General features: G+C 64.4%; 12 protein-coding genes and 1 pseudogene. 4 read left to right on the top strand and 9 right to left on the bottom strand.

Annotated elements, in window-relative coordinates; genetic code table 11:
- Positions 1-273: 273 nt before the first annotated feature.
- The 3 genes from P9239_RS20480 to tauA are packed head-to-tail and all read right to left on the bottom strand — an operon-like array spanning position 274 to position 2,956.
- Positions 274-1,149, bottom strand: a complete 876-nt coding sequence (locus P9239_RS20480; RefSeq protein WP_309754295.1) for an ABC transporter permease subunit — start codon at positions 1,147-1,149, stop codon at positions 274-276.
- A complete protein-coding gene (locus tag P9239_RS20475; RefSeq protein WP_309754293.1) occupies positions 1,146-1,925 on the bottom strand; it encodes an ATP-binding cassette domain-containing protein in 780 nt (259 codons plus the stop codon). The genes P9239_RS20480 and P9239_RS20475 overlap by 4 nt, the downstream gene beginning before the upstream one ends.
- Entirely contained in the window at positions 1,922-2,956 is a 1,035-nt protein-coding gene (tauA, locus tag P9239_RS20470; RefSeq protein ID WP_309754291.1) for a taurine ABC transporter substrate-binding protein, read from the bottom strand. The genes P9239_RS20475 and tauA overlap by 4 nt, the downstream gene beginning before the upstream one ends.
- 230 nt (positions 2,957-3,186) lie before the next feature.
- Here tauA and P9239_RS20465 point away from each other — a divergent pair, with 230 nt between their 5' ends.
- Complete coding sequence (locus P9239_RS20465; RefSeq protein WP_309754289.1) at positions 3,187-4,518, top strand: LLM class flavin-dependent oxidoreductase; 1,332 nt, start codon at positions 3,187-3,189, stop codon at positions 4,516-4,518.
- 98 nt (positions 4,519-4,616) lie between these two features.
- On the opposite strand, the gene P9239_RS20460 is transcribed toward P9239_RS20465, so the two are convergent.
- The gene (locus tag P9239_RS20460) at positions 4,617-5,588 is read right to left on the bottom strand and encodes a helix-turn-helix domain-containing protein (protein ID WP_309754287.1); all 972 of its coding nucleotides are present in this window, start codon (positions 5,586-5,588) and stop codon (positions 4,617-4,619) included.
- Positions 5,589-5,681: 93 nt separating this feature from the next.
- Between P9239_RS20460 and P9239_RS20455 the strand changes: the two genes are divergently transcribed.
- A complete protein-coding gene (locus tag P9239_RS20455; protein WP_309754285.1) occupies positions 5,682-6,926 on the top strand; it encodes a DUF1479 domain-containing protein in 1,245 nt (414 codons plus the stop codon).
- A 128-nt stretch (positions 6,927-7,054) separates the two neighbouring features.
- Here the strand turns inward: P9239_RS20455 and P9239_RS20450 are convergent, their stop codons facing one another.
- Positions 7,055-7,459 carry a hypothetical protein gene (locus tag P9239_RS20450; protein WP_309754283.1) on the bottom strand — a complete coding sequence of 135 codons (405 nt, stop codon included), beginning with the start codon at positions 7,457-7,459 and terminating at the stop codon, positions 7,055-7,057.
- A 619-nt stretch (positions 7,460-8,078) separates the two neighbouring features.
- Here P9239_RS20450 and P9239_RS20445 point away from each other — a divergent pair.
- Positions 8,079-8,738, top strand: coding sequence for a TetR family transcriptional regulator (locus tag P9239_RS20445; RefSeq protein WP_309754281.1), 660 nt, complete (start codon positions 8,079-8,081; stop codon positions 8,736-8,738).
- Between the two features lie 184 nt (positions 8,739-8,922).
- On the opposite strand, the gene oxlT is transcribed toward P9239_RS20445, so the two are convergent.
- The 4 genes and pseudogenes from oxlT to P9239_RS20425 form a co-directional block, all read right to left on the bottom strand.
- Positions 8,923-10,221, bottom strand: a complete 1,299-nt coding sequence (gene oxlT / locus P9239_RS20440; protein WP_309754279.1) for an oxalate/formate MFS antiporter — start codon at positions 10,219-10,221, stop codon at positions 8,923-8,925.
- Between the two features lie 107 nt (positions 10,222-10,328).
- On the bottom strand, positions 10,329-11,960 hold the full coding sequence (locus P9239_RS20435; protein WP_309754277.1) for a gamma-glutamyltransferase family protein: 1,632 nt from the start codon (positions 11,958-11,960) through the stop codon (positions 10,329-10,331).
- Between the two features lie 135 nt (positions 11,961-12,095).
- Entirely contained in the window at positions 12,096-12,878 is a 783-nt protein-coding gene (locus P9239_RS20430; RefSeq protein WP_309754275.1) for a GntR family transcriptional regulator, read from the bottom strand.
- Positions 12,879-13,114: 236 nt separating this feature from the next.
- Positions 13,115-13,492 (bottom strand): annotated as a pseudogene (locus P9239_RS20425) (phospholipase D-like domain-containing protein); the annotation flags it as partial.
- A 401-nt stretch (positions 13,493-13,893) separates the two neighbouring features.
- Here P9239_RS20425 and P9239_RS20420 point away from each other — a divergent pair.
- Positions 13,894-15,114 carry an MFS transporter gene (locus P9239_RS20420; RefSeq protein ID WP_309755510.1) on the top strand — a complete coding sequence of 407 codons (1,221 nt, stop codon included), beginning with the start codon at positions 13,894-13,896 and terminating at the stop codon, positions 15,112-15,114.
- Positions 15,115-15,494: the final 380 nt, after the last annotated feature.

Genomic DNA, 15,494 nt, shown 5'->3' with positions numbered 1-15,494 from the left:
CGACGCGCAGCCGAGCGCCTGCGCGAGCGCGTAGTGCAAGCGCCTAGTGCAAGCGTGTGTCGCCAACTGAAACAGGCGCAGACCATGCGCTTGTTCGGTCGGCCCTTCTCGTCACTGAGTTCACGATGCGCAACGGTTGCTGTCTCGTTGGAAGGCGCGAAAGCCGCCGCGACAGATCAATCTAAACGGCGGCGATGCCTCGAACGCTGGCCCGATCCAATCTTTCCATCCCGCGCCCAAAACGCAGAACCGAAGCGATGCGGGCGCGAGCCATCAACGCCCCTTCCACGGCACGAGACGGCGTTCCAGCGCGCGCATACCGTAGTCGAAGATCCACGCGATCGCCCCGATCAGCACGATTCCCATGACGACCACGTCCGTGCGCAGAAAGCTGGACGCGTTGAGGACCATCTGTCCGAGGCCGGCCGTGGCGGCGACCATCTCGGCGGCCACGAGCGTTGTCCAGCCGAAGCCCACGGCAATGCGCAAGCCGGTCAGTATTTCAGGCAGCGCGGCGGGCAATATGACGTGCCACACCACTTGCCCGAAGCTGGCGCCGAGCGACCACGCCGCGTTCACCTGCTCGGCGGTGGCGCTGCGCACGCCGGCACGCGCGGCCATCGCGATGGGCGCGAAGCACGCGAGCCAGATGACGACGATCTTCGCGGTTTCGTCGATGCCGAACCAGATCACGACGAGCGGCAGATACGCGAGCGGCGGCAGCGGCCGATAGAACTCCAGCGGCGGGTCCAGCAGCCCGCGCGCAATGCGGCTCACACCCATCAGGATGCCGACGGGCACGGCGGTCGCGACCGCCAGCGCGAACGCGCCGAACACGCGAATCGCGCTCCACAGCAGATGCTCGGATAGCGGCAGACCGCCCTGAAGGCGGCCATGCCAGGCGTCGACGAATGCGCGCCATACCGCTTCGGGCGAAGGCAAGAAGAGCGGCGGCAACCAGCCGAAATGCGTGGCGGACCACCAGAGCAGCGCGAGCGCAGCAACGCAAAGCGTGCTCGGCAGCGCCGTCGGTCCCGTGCCGGGCATGCCGCGATAGCGCGCGCGGCGTTTTGCACGGGCGGTGCGCCCCGTCGGGTGCGACGCAGAGGTTGCGCCGGAGAAGGGCGCCTCGGAAGCCGGCCGGTTCACGCCGCCTTCCTTTCCGTTCGATGCAAACGGCGCGTCAGCCGCTCGCGCCATTCGATGAACGCGGGCGACGACTTCACCGCACGTGCATCGCGACTGCGCACATACTCGCGCGCGAAAGGCAACTCGTGCACTTCCGCGATGCGTCCCGGGCCGGGCGTCATCAGCACGAGCCGCGTCGCGAGAAAGAGCGCCTCTTCGACGCTATGCGTGATGAAGAAGACGGTCTTGCCGGTGCGCGCCCACACGTCGAGTATCAGCTCCTGCACGCTTTCGCGCGTGAGCGCATCGAGTGCGCCCATCGGTTCATCCATCAGCAGCACTTCGGGATCGCTCGCCAGCGCGCGCGCAATGCCGACGCGCTGTTGCATGCCGCCCGAAAGCGCATACACCTTCGCGTGCTCATGCTGCGCGAGGCCGACGAGGGCGAGCGTGCGCCGCGCGATCTCGTGGCGCTCGGCGCGCTTCATACCGCGAAAACGCAAGCCGAGCGCCACGTTGTCGAGCACGTCGAGCCACGGCATCAACGCATGTTTCTGGAACACCACGCCGCGGTCCGCGCCCGGTCCGGTGATCGGCTCGCCGTTGAGCGATGCCTCGCCCTCGGTCGGATCGAGGAAGCCGGCCAGGCAGTTGAGCAGCGTGGTCTTGCCGCAGCCGGACGCGCCGAGCGCCACGACGAACTCGCCGCTGCCGATGTGCAGATCGACGCCCAGGAGCGCCGGCGTGCTCGCGCCTTCGTAAGTGACGCCGAGATTGCGGATGGCGAGCGCCGTCATTTCGCGGCCTGCTGCGCGTAGCGTGGATCGACGCCGGCAGAGTAGTCGGCCAGCACGTTCTGGATGGTGCCTTGCTGCTTGAGAAACTGCGCGGTCGCGGCGAGCGACTTCGCCGCGCCGGACTGTTGCCCGCCCCCAAGCCACGTCGGCGACGCCTGCTCGCTCGCGGTCGGGAAGGCGTACAGCGCGAGGCTCGCGGGAACATCCGCAGCGTTCGCGCCGGACTCCTCGGCCACGGCCTTCACCTGAACCGAACCCGCGCTCCAGTCGGCTTTGTGATCGCGATACTGCGCGTCCGTATCGGCGAGGACCTTGACGAGGCCGGCCATGAACGCCGCGTTGTCCTGTGCGAACTTGCGCGACGCGACGAAGCCGTCGAAGGTCGCCTTGCCGGTCTCCTTCGCCACTTCGCCGGACGTGACGAGCACCTTGCCGTTCTGCTTGACCCGGGCGAGCACCGGATCCCAGATATACGTCGCGTCGATATTGCCGCGCTCCCACGCAGCCGCCACTTCGGGCGGACGCAGATTGACGATCCTGACCGCCGACGGATCGACGCCCGCCTGCTGCAATGCGACGAGCGCATGAAAATGCGAGGTCGACAGATACGGCACGCCGAGCGTCTTGCCCTTGAGATCGGCGAGCTTGCTCACGCCCGAGCCGTTGCGCGCGACGAGGGCTTCGGCGTCGTTGATGTTGTCGAGAATCCAGAAGAGCGAGAGATCGACGCCTTGCGAAAGCCCGGCTGCAATGGGACTCGATCCCGCTTCGCCAAGCTGTATGGAACCCGAAGCCAGCGCGCGAATGACGTCCGCGCCGCTGCCGAGCTTGCGATAGGTGACTTTGTAGCCCGTCGCCTTCTCGACGGCGCCGCTTGCCTGCGCGAAGCGCCACGGCACGACCATATCCTGATAGCCGATCACCACTTCGCGTGTCTCGGCTTGCGTCGAAATAGGCGAGAGGGCGGCAGCGGCGAGCAGGAACGAAACGGCGCTCGCGATCAGTCGGCGACGATAGAACGTGTGTGTCATTGAGCGGACGAAGTGAAGTGATGTGATGGAGCCTTCGACTATAGGCACTTCGCGTACCGCGGCTACCAATCTTTCATGCATAGCAAGAGAGCGCCAACGGCATAAGCGTCAACGCGTTCTCTTGCTAGCCATATTCGTTGCGGGTTCAAAAGCAAAGTCTCCGCCGATCCGAGCACGTTCTCGCGAGTTGCAGTACCGTGGCGCGAATCCACTTTCCGCCGACCCACGCGATGCCACACACACGACAACTCCATCTCGGCGCGTTCATGCGCCCGGTCAGCCTGCACACCGGCGCGTGGCGCTATCCCGGCGCTTACGCCGACGCCAACTTCAACTTCCGTCACTTGAAGCGCTTCGTGCAGACGCTGGAGGCGGCGTGCTTCGACGCGTTCTTCATGGCCGACCATCTGGCCGTGCTCAACATGCCGGTGGATGCGTTGAAGCGCAGCCATACCGCCACTTCGTTCGAACCGTTCACGCTGCTTTCCGCGCTCGCCGCCGTGACCGAACGCATCGGGCTGGTGGCGACGGCATCGACTACGTTCGACGAGCCGTATCACATCGCGCGCCGCTTCGCGTCTCTCGATCACTTGAGCGACGGCCGCGCCGGGTGGAATCTCGTCACCACGTCCAATCCGGATGCGGCGCGCAACTTCGGGCGTGAGGAGCACATGGAGCACGACGAGCGCTATCGACGCGCGCGCGAGTTCTACGATGTCGTCACGGGCCTCTGGGATAGCTGGGCCGACGACGCCTTCGTGCGCGATACCGAAAGCGGCCTCTTCTTCGACCCGAATAAGCTGCACGTGCTCGACCACAAGGGACCGTATCTGTCGGTGCGTGGGCCGCTCAACATCGCGCGTCCGGTGCAGGGCTGGCCAGTCGTGGTGCAGGCCGGATCGTCGGAGGCGGGCAAGCAACTGGCCGCCGAAACCGCCGACGCCGTGTTCACCGCGCAGCCGAATCTCGCAGCGGGCAAGCGTTTCTATGCCGATGTGAAGGGCCGCGTGGAACGCGCCGGCCGCGCGCGAGAGCATCTGAAGATTCTGCCGGGCGCGTTCGTCGTGGTCGGCGACTCGCGGGACGAAGCGCAGGAAAAGCGCGCGCTGCTCGATACCTTCGTGCACGACGACAGCGGCTTCGCGTCGCTGTCGATCGCGCTGGGGCACGACGTATCGTCGTTCGATCCCGATGGCCCCTTGCCCGAGATCCCCGAAACCAACGCGAGCCGGAGCGCGCGGGAACGCGTCATCGACATGGCGCGCGCCGAAGGGTTGAGCGTTCGCGAACTCGCGCGCCGCGTCGGCGGCTATTCGGGCTTGCAGATGGTCGGCACCGCGACGGATATCGCCGACGAGATGGAGCAGTGGCTCGTCGAGGAGGGGAGCGACGGCTTCAACGTGATGTTCCCGACCTTGCCCGCCGGACTGGATGACTTCGTCACGAAGGTGGTGCCGGAGCTACAGCGGCGCGGCATCTTCCGGCGTGCATACGAAGGCACGACACTGCGGGAGCATTTGGGTCTGCCGAGGCCGGTGAACCGATTCTTCGACGCGCGATGATTCAGCGGGCTTTCGGTGTTGCCGACCGGAATCTTCATGTCCTCGTGCTGAATGACTGCCGGATAGCCTGCGGCGCATCTGCTTGCCGCAGTGCTCGATCAACGCTCGCTTCGCCGCTTTCTCTTGCCGACTGATTTGCGCTCGCTTTCCAGCGAAGGCGATCGCTCGGTCAGGATAGCGGCGTCGTCTCGACCACCGGGCGCAGCCGTCGCGAACTGCCGCCGATATTCGGCCGGTGTCGTGCGCCTGGCGGCCTTGAATTGCCGGTTGAAATTGGCGACGTTCGCGAAACCCGATCGCGCAGCGATGACGGCGACGGGCAGCGAGGTGTCGGCCAGCATCCGGCACGCGTGCCCGATGCGGACTCGGGCGATATACCGTCCCACGCTCTCGCCAATATGCTGAACGAAGTATCGCGTGAGCGTGCGCTCCGAGAGGCTTGCCGCCGCGCAGAGTTCCGACAACCGCAGCTGTTCGGCGAAACGCGCATCGATTATCGAAAGCACGCGGTTGATCCGCTCGGGCTCATGGCCGGACGGACCCGTCGTCGCCTGATTGAAGGCGCTCGGCGAAGCGAGCGGCTGGCCGGGCGCGTCGGCGAGTGCGCACAGAATGTCGAGTGCCGCACTCAGCCGTTCGCGCGCCGCGCTCGAAAGCAAACGGTCCAGGCGGCCGCGCATCCATTCACCGGCGGGCGGGTCGAACGCCAGTCCGCACGCCGCACGGCGCAAGAGCCTGCGCAGCGGTTCATATTCGCGGCAGCAATCCGCCATGCGCCGCGCCCAGTCGCCGTCGAACCAGATAACGATGGCCACCTGCGGCGAAGACGGCTCGATGGACCGGTTGGACGCCCACGTATGCGGCAAATCGGGCGGCACGAGGACGAGATCTTCCGCTTCGTAGTCGTCGACCGAGTCGCCGATGTAGCGCTTGCCACGACTGTTCATCGTGAGCGTCAGTTCGTACTCGGGGTGGTGATGCCACTCGAACGGAATACGCGGAAGCCGCCGATGGTAAACCCGGACCGAACAGTCCTCGCCGAACTCGACATGCTCGTATGCAGGTTTCATGGCCGAATGCGCAAATGAATCGACGGAATAGTATCACTCAGTTTCGGGCACGCGTCCTATGCTATCGCCACGATGATCCACAAGGAGACAAGCATGGCACTGAAAATCGATGACTTGGCCGGCGCAATCCGGCAAGCAAAAAAGGAACTTCGCGCGGCGTTGCCGAACTACCGTGAGGTCTTCGCCGAAGTCGAACAATCCATCGCGGAAGCCGCCAAGGGAATCGCAGCGCAGCGTGATCGCGGCGAAGCCGTCATTCCGGAGATTCAGTTCTCCGACATCACCGAGAAACGCGTGACGGCCGAGCAGATCGCGCTGGTCAAATCGCGTGGCGCATGTGTGATTCGCAACGTTTTCCCGCGCGAACAAGTGCAGGGGTGGGATGAAGACATCGCACGCTATGTCGAGGGAAACCATCTCGACAAGCGCCTGGAAAACCGGGCCGAGGACAAATACTTCGGTCAGCTGGCTTCGAGCAAGCCGCAGATCTACGGCGTGTACTGGTCGAAGCCACAAGTGCTCGCGCGCCAATCGGAATCGCTGACGGCGGCGCGCGTGTTCCTCAACAAACTTTGGCGGAACGAAAGCGACGGACGCGTTCACTTCGACCCGGAACATGTGCCCGTCTATGCGGACCGCCTGCGGCGGCGGCCGCCCGGTTCCGCGTCGCTTGGATTGTCGGCGCATTGCGACGGCGGCTCGGTCGAACGCTGGATCGAGAGCAATTTCCGCAAGGTGTATCGCCACGTGTTCTCGGGCAACTGGCGCGCGTACGACCCGTTCGACGCGGCTTTCCGCACGGACGTGCAGGAGATCGCGTCGCCCGCCGTCTGTTCGATGTTCCGCACCTTCCAGGGCTGGACCGCGTTGACGCCGCAAGGCCCCGGCGACGGCACGCTGCAACTCGTGCCCATTGCCAACGCGATGGTGTACATCCTGTTGCGCGCGCTACAGGACGATGTCGCCGACGATGACCTGTGCGGCGCGATGCCCGGTCGCGCGCTCTCGATCAAGCCGGAGTTCCATGCGCCGCTGTTCGAGGCGTTGTCGTCCATCCCCACGATGCAGGCGGGCGACACCGTGTTCTGGCATAGCGACGTGATTCATGCCGTCGAAGACGAGCACAAAGGCGCGGGCTACAGCAACGTGATGTATATCGCCTCGGCGCCGTCATGCGCCAAAAACAACGCGTATCTGAAGCGTCAGTTGCCGAGCTTCCTCAAAGGCGAAAGCCCGCCGGACTTCCCGACCGATCATTTCGAAGTCGATTTCATCGGCCGCGCAACCGCAGACGACCTGACGCCGCTTGGCAAGGCTCAACTCGGTTTCGATCTATAGCTGAAAAATGGCACGCATGGGCGTCGCGCTGTGCGCCTGCCTCGCCCGGCGATGACCGTGCGTGATCCGTTCTTCATGGATGAGTCCCGGCCGAAGCGAGTCCGGTTCTCCCACGGCGTATCGTTGCCTCACTCGTGCCAAATGTGTCCCCATTGATGGCGTCCCGGCGAGTAGACGGCCAAGGCCACGATCTCGCCGAGACCGAACAGCGGGTTCCGTCGTTTTGCTGCGATGAACCGGTCAACGAGTGATGGCGCAACTCTCAGCTTGCACATGGCTTCGAGTTCGGAATAGTCGAAGAGGCGCATCATCGCCGGCCGATTTGCAACGAGTGCGCTTATCTCGTGGCACAGCACCGTTGAGCGAAGGTCTGGCAAGCGGTGCTTCGTCATTGCCTTCGCAAACACTGCCCGACGCGCGACACGGCGATCGCCCTCGGTAGCGAATTCCTTGCAATCTATCCGCAGCAGTGCGAGGTTGATGTCATCACCGGCGGCGAGGAATTCGGATAGGACGGGTTCTTCTCGGTACATGGCGGTCAGCGGCTTACGGTAGACCCTAATAGCGGCGGCAAAAAGCCATTCTTAAGAGTCTGCCTAACAGTGACGCGCTTTTAGTCAGGCGCAAACGTTTTGTGAGCGATGTTTCAGTTGGCTGCCTGGCATCGAGTGCCACTTACAGTGCGACGTCGCTCTCTCCACGCGTTTTGGTTCGGTGTTTGCATCGGAAAAGCGGCGGCATCGAAGTCGTGCGGATAGTCGGTGAGCGCTGCTTCCGCCTGGACCATAAGCGGGTTCGGTCGACCTGCACGCCATGAAGCAGAAGATCGCCCATGCAGCCGACGACCACGCCGCGTTCCCGCTCAGGCGTCAATAGCAAGGGCGTCAGGACGCAGACGGACCACGACGAAGGCCTCGTAACCGCGTTCTGATTCCGAGCAACGCGCGGCTGTCTCGTCGTTCGTTCGTTCGGGCAGGAAACGTCTTCGCAATCGCCGCAAAGCGGGTGGCACACGATTGCCCCGAACGCTTACCGACCGTACTAATCCACAATGAAGCAGGCCAAGCGGGCGAAAAACGATCTGACCGAATTGAGACCGTCCATAATGACGAGATGGACGACCATTCCCTCAACGAGAGGTCAACAGCCAAAATGGACACCAACCCGTCTAAGCCAGTCAAGCGTGATCCGGAGGCCACCCGCCGCCGCATCCTCGAAGCAGCAACGGACCAGTTCTCCAGATTCGGACTTGCCGGCGCACGCGTCGACGCCATCTCGGAAGTTGCGGGTTCGAACGAACGGATGCTCTATTACTACTTCGGCAGCAAGGAGTTGCTTTACGTCGCCGTGCTGGAGTCGATGTACAAGGACTTCGCCCGGAAGGAGAGCAGCCTGGACCTCACCGGCCTCGCGCCTCGGGATGCAATAGCCACGCTTGCCCAATCGATCTGGACATACTTCTGGGACAGTCCGCAGTGGCTGAGCTTGATCAACAACGAGAACCTGCATCAAGGCCGGTACCTCAAGGCGTCGGACAAGCTGAATGACGCCATCTCGCCTTTGGTCGAAGTCATCCAGTCGATTCTCGAACGCGGCGCCGATGCCGGGCAGTTTAGAAGGGGCGTCGATCCGCTCGACTTCTACCTTACGCTGATAGGCATGGGCTACTACATCGCCTCGAACCGCTACACGATCGATGCGTTCACCGGCAGAGACTATGTTCAGCTAGCGGACCGGCAGCGGATTGCCGCGATGCATGCCGAAATGCTGCTCGCTTTTCTCCGTCCGCCGACTATCGATCAGGCCGGTTGATCGACACAATTGCCGATTCGCGTCGACAAGTTGCGTCGGCTGGGCGCGTCATGACGAAAGCGCGTGCGACTTGCGTGCAGCGCAGTCTTGTCAGAACCGACGCCGTGCTTGCCGCGTTCGAGTGGGCATCACGCGGCAGTCACGGAACCTCGCCGCGCTCGCGCGCGACGACCCGGGCATAGCCTCATGCCATCGCTTTCGCCATAAAGCGAGCGCGCATGGGCTTGAGCAAGAACAGCGCGAGCAGGGCCGTCGCAATGTCGAGCGTAATCGCGACGCTGAAGACCGGCACCCAGCTACCGGCGTGTTGATGCAGGAGCGCCGCGAGCGGCCCCCCGAAGATCGAGCCGATGCCTTGCGAGATATACAGCCACCCGTAGTTCTCGGTGGCATGGCGCGTGCCGAAGGTGTCGGTCAACGTCGACGGGAAGAGCGAGAAAATCTCGCCCCAGCCGAAAAACACCACGCCCGACAGCAGCACGAACAGCAGGGCGTTGTCGCGCGTGAGCAGCCACAGCGCCATCGCGAAACCTTCCAGCGCGAACGCGAAGCACATCGTGTTTTCGCGGCCGAAGCGGTCCGATACCAAGCCGAAGAGAGGGCGCGTGAGACCGTTCGTGAAGCGGTCGATGGTCAGCGCGAGCGGCAGCGCCGCCATGCCGAACACGACGACTCTCGTGATGCCGAAGTCCGCCGCGAAGGTCGCCATCTGCGAGGTGACCATGAGGCCGGAGGTGGACATCATCGTCATCATGGCGAACATGAGCCAGAACACGGGCGACTTCATCATCTGCGAGGGACGAAGGTCCGGCACGTTCGATGCCGCGAGCGCCGACGTATTCGCCGATATATTTGCCGACATCGCAGCCCGCGGCACGCGCAGGCCCTGCGACGCGATGAAGCCGACGATTGCGAAGGCAATGCCGTAAATCCACAGCGTGGCGTCGAGACCGCGCGCCGCCAGCGAAGCGGAGATCGGGAACGTGGTCACGATCGCGCCCATGCCGTAACCCGCTGCCACCGCGCCGGCCGCGAAGCCGCGGCGATCCGGAAACCAGCGCACCATCAGCCCCACGACGCCGACATACACGATGCCCGTACCCAATCCGCCGACGAGACCGTACGTGAGATAAAGCATGGACGTGCTCGTGGCCATGGACGCGAGCACCCAGCTCAGGCCCGACATTACCGTGCCGAGCGAAATCAGAAGACGCGGGCCGAAGCGGTCGATCAGCTTGCCCTGAAACGGCGAGAAAAACGTCTGCAGGATGATGAGCAGCGAGAAGGTGACCTGCAGTTCGGGCAGCGGCACACCGAGCTTCGCCGACAGCGGCTTGGTCAGCAGCGTCCACACGTATTGCGGGCTGGAAATAGCCATCATGCAGAGCAGGCCCAAGCCTAGCTGAAGCCAGCGGTGATGAGCCGCGACGGCCGGCGCGCTCGCAGCGGCATCGTCGTGCAGCGTCTGAATGTGTGTGTTCATGTGCGTTCCCCGGTTTGATTGCGAATCGAAAGAATGAAAGCTGCCCTCCGGTCCGGCAAAACGCGGGACCGGGGAGATGAATCGGTGATGTGATGCGGCCGGGCGCGCTACCAGCCTGCGGCAACGCCGTCGCTGCGCGGATCGCATCCCGCTTCGAACGATCCATCAGGACGCCGAACGATTGCGCCAGCGTGACCCATCGCTTCGTCGTACGACGCGAGAACGTCTACCTCGTGGCCGAGCGCCCGCAAGGCGTCGACGGTCTCCGTGGAGAAGCGTGCTTCGAGCTTGAGCGAATCGGTGGACTGGCCCCAGGTGCGGCCGAGCAGCCAGCGGGGCGCATCGATTGCGGCCTGCGGATTCCATCCGAATCGCGCGATGCGCGAGAACACCGCGCTCTGCGACTGCGGCTGGCCGTCGCCGCCCATGTTGCCGTAGACCATCGTGCGGCCATCGGCGAAGTGAGCGAGGGCGGGATTGAGCGTGTGAAACGGACGGCGTCCCGGCATGAGCGGATTGACCGACGACGGATCGAGCGAGAAGCTGCACCCGCGGTTTTGCCAGTTGATGCCCGACTCCGGCAGCACGATGCCGCTGCCGAATTCGTGATAGATGCTCTGGATGAAGCTGACGGCCACGCCGTCGCCGTCGACGACGCCCATCCAGACCGTGTCGCCGGGACCGCGGCCACGGCCCCACGGTGCCGCGCGCGTCATCGAAAGCCGGCTCGCCATCGTGTCGAGCGCGGCGGGGTCGAGCTGCGTCACCGCGTCGATGCGCATATGGTCCGGGTCCGTGACGTGTTCGTCGCGCACCTTGAAGGCGAGCTTCGTCGCCTCGACGCACGCATGAACGAACTCGGGCCCGAGCGGGTCCATGTCGTCGGTGAGCACGCGGTCCAGCACGCCGAGGATGAGCAGCGACACGAGGCCTTGCGTCGGCGGCGGCATGTTATAGACGGTGCCGAGCGTGTGCTTCAGCGCAAGGGGCGTGCGCTCGCGGGCGCGGTGGCGCTCGAGGTCATCCAGCGTGATGAGCGTCTCGAGCGACGACAGATCGCGTGCGATGCTGCGCGCAAGATCGCCGCGATAGAAATCGTCGAAGCCGGCATCGGCGAGGCGTTGCAGCGTCGCGGCGAGACGCGCGTTGGCGAAGCGTTCGCCGGTGCGCGGCGCGCGTGAATCGGGAAGGAAGGTCTCGGCGAAGCCGGGCACGCGCTCCAATTCGCCACGCTTGGCCGCGATGCAGTCCGCCTGACTGCGCGTCACGGGCATGCCGTGCTTCGCGTAGTGGATCGCGTCCTCCAGCAGGCGCGCGACAGGCAGGCGGCCGCCGAGCGCGTCTTGCGAGAACCGCTGAGCGAAGTCCCAGCCGGACACCGTGCCGGCGACCGTGTTGGCCGCAAGCGGGCCGCGTGCGGGAATCGCGCTCAGGCCGAGTCCGCGATACGTATCAATGTCGGCGCGGATCGCCGCCGCTCCGCACGCCTCGATGCCGATGGGCGCGTGACCGGGCCGCGAGATCAGCCAGAAGCCGTCCCCACCGATGCTGTTCATGTGCGGATAAACCACCGCGATGGTCGCGGCGGCGGCGATCATCGCCTCGACCGCGTTGCCGCCTTCGCGCAATACGGCGAGCGCGCTTTGCGATGCGAGCGCATGCGGCGCGACTGCCATGCCGCGCGATCCGCGCGTGGGATTCAGTGTGTTCGCCGCGATGTGCGGGTCATTCAGAGGCATTGACGTTTCCTTGTATACATCGGAAGCGATCAATGCGATATCTGTGCCAGGCGTTGGTGCAAACCCTGAGAAGTCTTGTCCCGTAAGGCCCCGCGCCGTGCACGGTGACGTCCTGCGCAAGCGCGGCTGATGTCGTCAGATGGTGCGCCGAGGCCGTGCTGGTGCTCCGTGAGTGAGCTTTCGCCCCGCGTCGGTGCCTGCGGCGAGCAGCCGTTGCAGGCTGAGGCTGCTCACGCTCGCCTGACTGCCGCCGATATGGCGCGAGACGAGTTCGACGCTCTGCGCAGCGTCGCCACGGCGAATGGCGTCGAGAATCGCGGCGTGCTCGTCGTAAGTTTCCGCGATGCCGTCGCCATGCACGAGATCGAGCCGTCGCACGACGCGAATGCGGTCGGTCACGCGCTGCATCGCCGCGGTCAGCTCGTCGTTTCCCGCAGCGGCCACGAGCGCGTGGTGCAGTGCTTCGTCCAGTTCGACGAGCTCCCCGCCGTCCGCAATGCGCCGCGCGCGCCCGACTTTCCAGATGCGGTCGAGCGCATCGAGCAGCAGATGCAGTTCGGCTTGCGGTGCGTCGCCCGCGCAGAGCTTGCGCACGGCGAACGTTTCGATCATCTGACGCATCTCATACAGATCGTCGAAGCGCTTGTTGTCGATAGGCACGACTTCCCAGCCGCCGCGCACATAGCCTTGCATCAGGCCATCGCTTTGCAGGCGCTGCAGCGCTTCGCGCGCGGGCGTGCGCGAGACCGCGAAGCGTTCGGCGATTGCGCCTTCCGTGAGCCGGTCGCCCGGCAGCAGACGCATGTCGAAGATGTCGGTCCGCAGCGTGTAATAGACGCGGTCCGCTCGCGAAAGCGCGGCTTGCGGCGCGATCGCGGGGCGGTCGTCGGGCGTCATGTTGAGCTTGATGTCGGGCATGGCCGCACAGCTTAACAAAGGACCACGCGTTGCAAAAAAACCGTGGCTGTGGGCTGGCTTCCCATTCGGCGGCGGAAGGGGCCGGCGGCAAGGGCACGGCGACGGCCGTTGCGCCTATTCGTGCCGAGCGTCGTCGGGAAGCGCATTGGGCCGGCAAGACCGCGGATGAGAACAACTGGCTCATGCGCGTCGTCGGTGAGCCGCAAGTCCATCACGCATAGCGCCTGGGCGCTGAATCACAATTGGGATTCTATCGGCAGAATGCCGAGCATCCAGATGCCCGCGCGCTGCAACACAGACACGTCCGGCTCGCTTCGCAGCACCATAGCGTTGCCATGAGCGTCGGTATCGATCCACACCATGCGCGTGCTGCCGTTGCCTTCATCCTGCAAGTCCACACGCCACGCAATGCGGTCTATATTCGTTCCGATGCCCGCCGCCACGTGTTCGGCTGCCGCCGCGCTTTCGCAATACACGCCGATCTCCGTGTTTAATGCAATGGAACGTGGATCGAGATTCATCGAACCGATGAAGATTCGCTTGCGGTCGAACACATAAGTCTTCGCATGCAATGACGCCCTCGATGAACCGAACGTCGACTTCTTCGTGTCTTTTTCCGGCGATCGCTATGTCGTGTGGTCCAGGCCATGCTTTTCTCGCGCCGCGATGCCGCCGTCGGGCGCGCGAACGAGTCCGACATCATCGCATGGCAGGCGCGAAGGGGGACAGGCATGGCAAGTGCATCGGGCATTGGGCCTTGCGTTGCAAGGAGACCAAAGCATTTCGCACGGGCCTCGCGCATGACCGGTGCATCGGCTCGAGAGTGGCGTTACCACGCCGATCCCGCTTGCACCGCAACCGCGCATGACGCGCGATTGTTCGCCTGACCCGGATTGTCAATTCGACGCCCAACCCTTTTTCGTCGTCGCGTATCCCCCTACAGTGACGCATTTGTTGCACTGGCCGTTCGATGCCGGATCGAGGTCAGGGCTTCGCCATTTTTCTGGTCAACACGATGCACTTCGACACCTCTTCCGAGTTCCGAGTATCGGACAATCATGCAACGACGTTACGCCAGTGGCTTGCCGTGCTTGCGGTCGCAGTCAGCGCATTCGCGTTCGTGACCGCGGAATTCCTGCCGGTCGGGCTTTTGCCGCAGATTGCACACGATCTGGGCGTGAGTGCCGGCGTCGCGGGTCTGATGGTGACGACGCCCGGCGTCATGGCTGCCATTTTCGCGCCGACGCTGCTCGTCGGCGCGGGCCGCATGGACCGTCGATACGTTTTCCTGCTGCTCACGGCCGTCCTGTTCGTGTCCAACGTGGTGTGCGCGATGGCGCCCGGTTTTTCGACGATGCTCGTGGGACGCGCGTTGCTCGGCGCGGCGCTCGGCGGATTCTGGACACTCGCGACGGCTGCTGCGCCGCGACTCGTGCAGGGCAAGGACGCAGCGAAAGCAACGGCCATCATCCTGACGGGCGTCACGTTCGCGACGGTCATCGGCGTGCCTCTCGGCATCTTCATCGCATCGTTCGCGTCGTGGCGGCTGTCGTTTGCAGCGACTGCGGGCCTCGTCGCGGTCGCGCTCGCGGCGCAAGCGCTGCTCGTGCCGCGGCTGCCGTCTGCATCGGGCCTTCGCATCGGCGATTTCCGGGCGCTGCTCGCAAGGCCGCACGCGCGCTTGAGCATGATCATGGTCGCGTTCGCGTTCGGCGCGCACTTCTCGACTTACACCTACATCGCGCCATTGCTCGAACGCGACTTCTCGCTCAACGCGATCACGTTGCTGCTGCTCGGGTTCGGCGTCATCGGCTTCTTTTCCAACGCGCTCATGTCGATGTTCGTCGCGAAGCATCTCGTCAAATCGGTCGCCGCGATGATCCTGCTGCTTCTCGGCGCGATCATGTCGATGCTGCTTCTGGGCCATTCGCACGTCGGCGAGAGCGTCGCGATGCTGATCTGGGGCGTGGCTTTCGGCGCGCTGCCGTTGTGCTTCAGCGTGTGGATACAGCGCGGCACGGCGGACTATCCGGAAGCCGGCTCCGCGATGTTCGTCAGCATCATTCAGGTGGCGATCGCGACAGGCTCCGCCGTGGGCGGCGCGATTGTCGACCGTGCGGGCGTGGAAATCGACTTCATGTTGGGGGCAGGGCTGGCCGTGCTGGGTCTCTTGACCTTGCAGCGCGTGGCGACGCTGGGACGAGCGCGTATCGGGGCGGCTGCGGAAGGCAGTTGAAGGCCTTCGCCCGATTGATGTGGCGTCGGCGCTTCCGGACAGCATGTGAACGCGTGCATCTGTCCGTTGGCTTTGTGAAGAACGAACGTCGAATTCTGGGACTGGAACAGGGTGTGTAACGCATTCGCCTGCGATACCGCGAACGTTGGCCCGGGCTGGCATCGCATTGTGTTGCGGCGGCCAGCCGGGCGGGGCCAGCGAGACAGTCAACCGCCTAGTAAGACCGAAGTGCCGCGTCGCGCCGTCCGAACTAGCAGCAAGCGCGGACGTTTACGGATGTTGGATGCGGCTACCGCGGCCGCTTCCCGCCGCGCTTCGCGGCGGCGGGCCGTTCGTGAACTTGCGGCGCTGATCGCGGCCGGTCTTCCACCGGTTCAGGC

It is taken from the genome of Caballeronia sp. LZ062 (genome assembly GCF_031450785.1).
In the GTDB taxonomy this organism is placed as follows: Bacteria; Pseudomonadota; Gammaproteobacteria; order Burkholderiales; family Burkholderiaceae; genus Caballeronia.
This window is presented reverse-complemented; position numbering and strand designations above follow the sequence as displayed.

Bases quoted from the DNA above. Each gene is read 5' to 3' on its own strand.
- P9239_RS20475 (WP_309754293.1), bottom strand. From the start codon at position 1,925: ATGACGGCGCTCGCCATCCGCAATCTCGGCGTCACTTACGAAGGCGCG.
- tauA (WP_309754291.1), bottom strand. From the start codon at position 2,956: ATGACACACACGTTCTATCGTCGCCGACTGATCGCGAGCGCCGTTTCG.
- P9239_RS20465 (WP_309754289.1), top strand. From the start codon at position 3,187: ATGCCACACACACGACAACTCCATCTCGGCGCGTTCATGCGCCCGGTC.
- P9239_RS20460 (WP_309754287.1), bottom strand. From the start codon at position 5,588: ATGAAACCTGCATACGAGCATGTCGAGTTCGGCGAGGACTGTTCGGTC.
- P9239_RS20455 (WP_309754285.1), top strand. From the start codon at position 5,682: ATGGCACTGAAAATCGATGACTTGGCCGGCGCAATCCGGCAAGCAAAA.
- P9239_RS20450 (WP_309754283.1), bottom strand. From the start codon at position 7,459: ATGTACCGAGAAGAACCCGTCCTATCCGAATTCCTCGCCGCCGGTGAT.
- P9239_RS20445 (WP_309754281.1), top strand. From the start codon at position 8,079: ATGGACACCAACCCGTCTAAGCCAGTCAAGCGTGATCCGGAGGCCACC.
- oxlT (WP_309754279.1), bottom strand. From the start codon at position 10,221: ATGAACACACACATTCAGACGCTGCACGACGATGCCGCTGCGAGCGCG.
- P9239_RS20435 (WP_309754277.1), bottom strand. From the start codon at position 11,960: ATGCCTCTGAATGACCCGCACATCGCGGCGAACACACTGAATCCCACG.
- P9239_RS20430 (WP_309754275.1), bottom strand. From the start codon at position 12,878: ATGCCCGACATCAAGCTCAACATGACGCCCGACGACCGCCCCGCGATC.
- P9239_RS20420 (WP_309755510.1), top strand. From the start codon at position 13,894: ATGCACTTCGACACCTCTTCCGAGTTCCGAGTATCGGACAATCATGCA.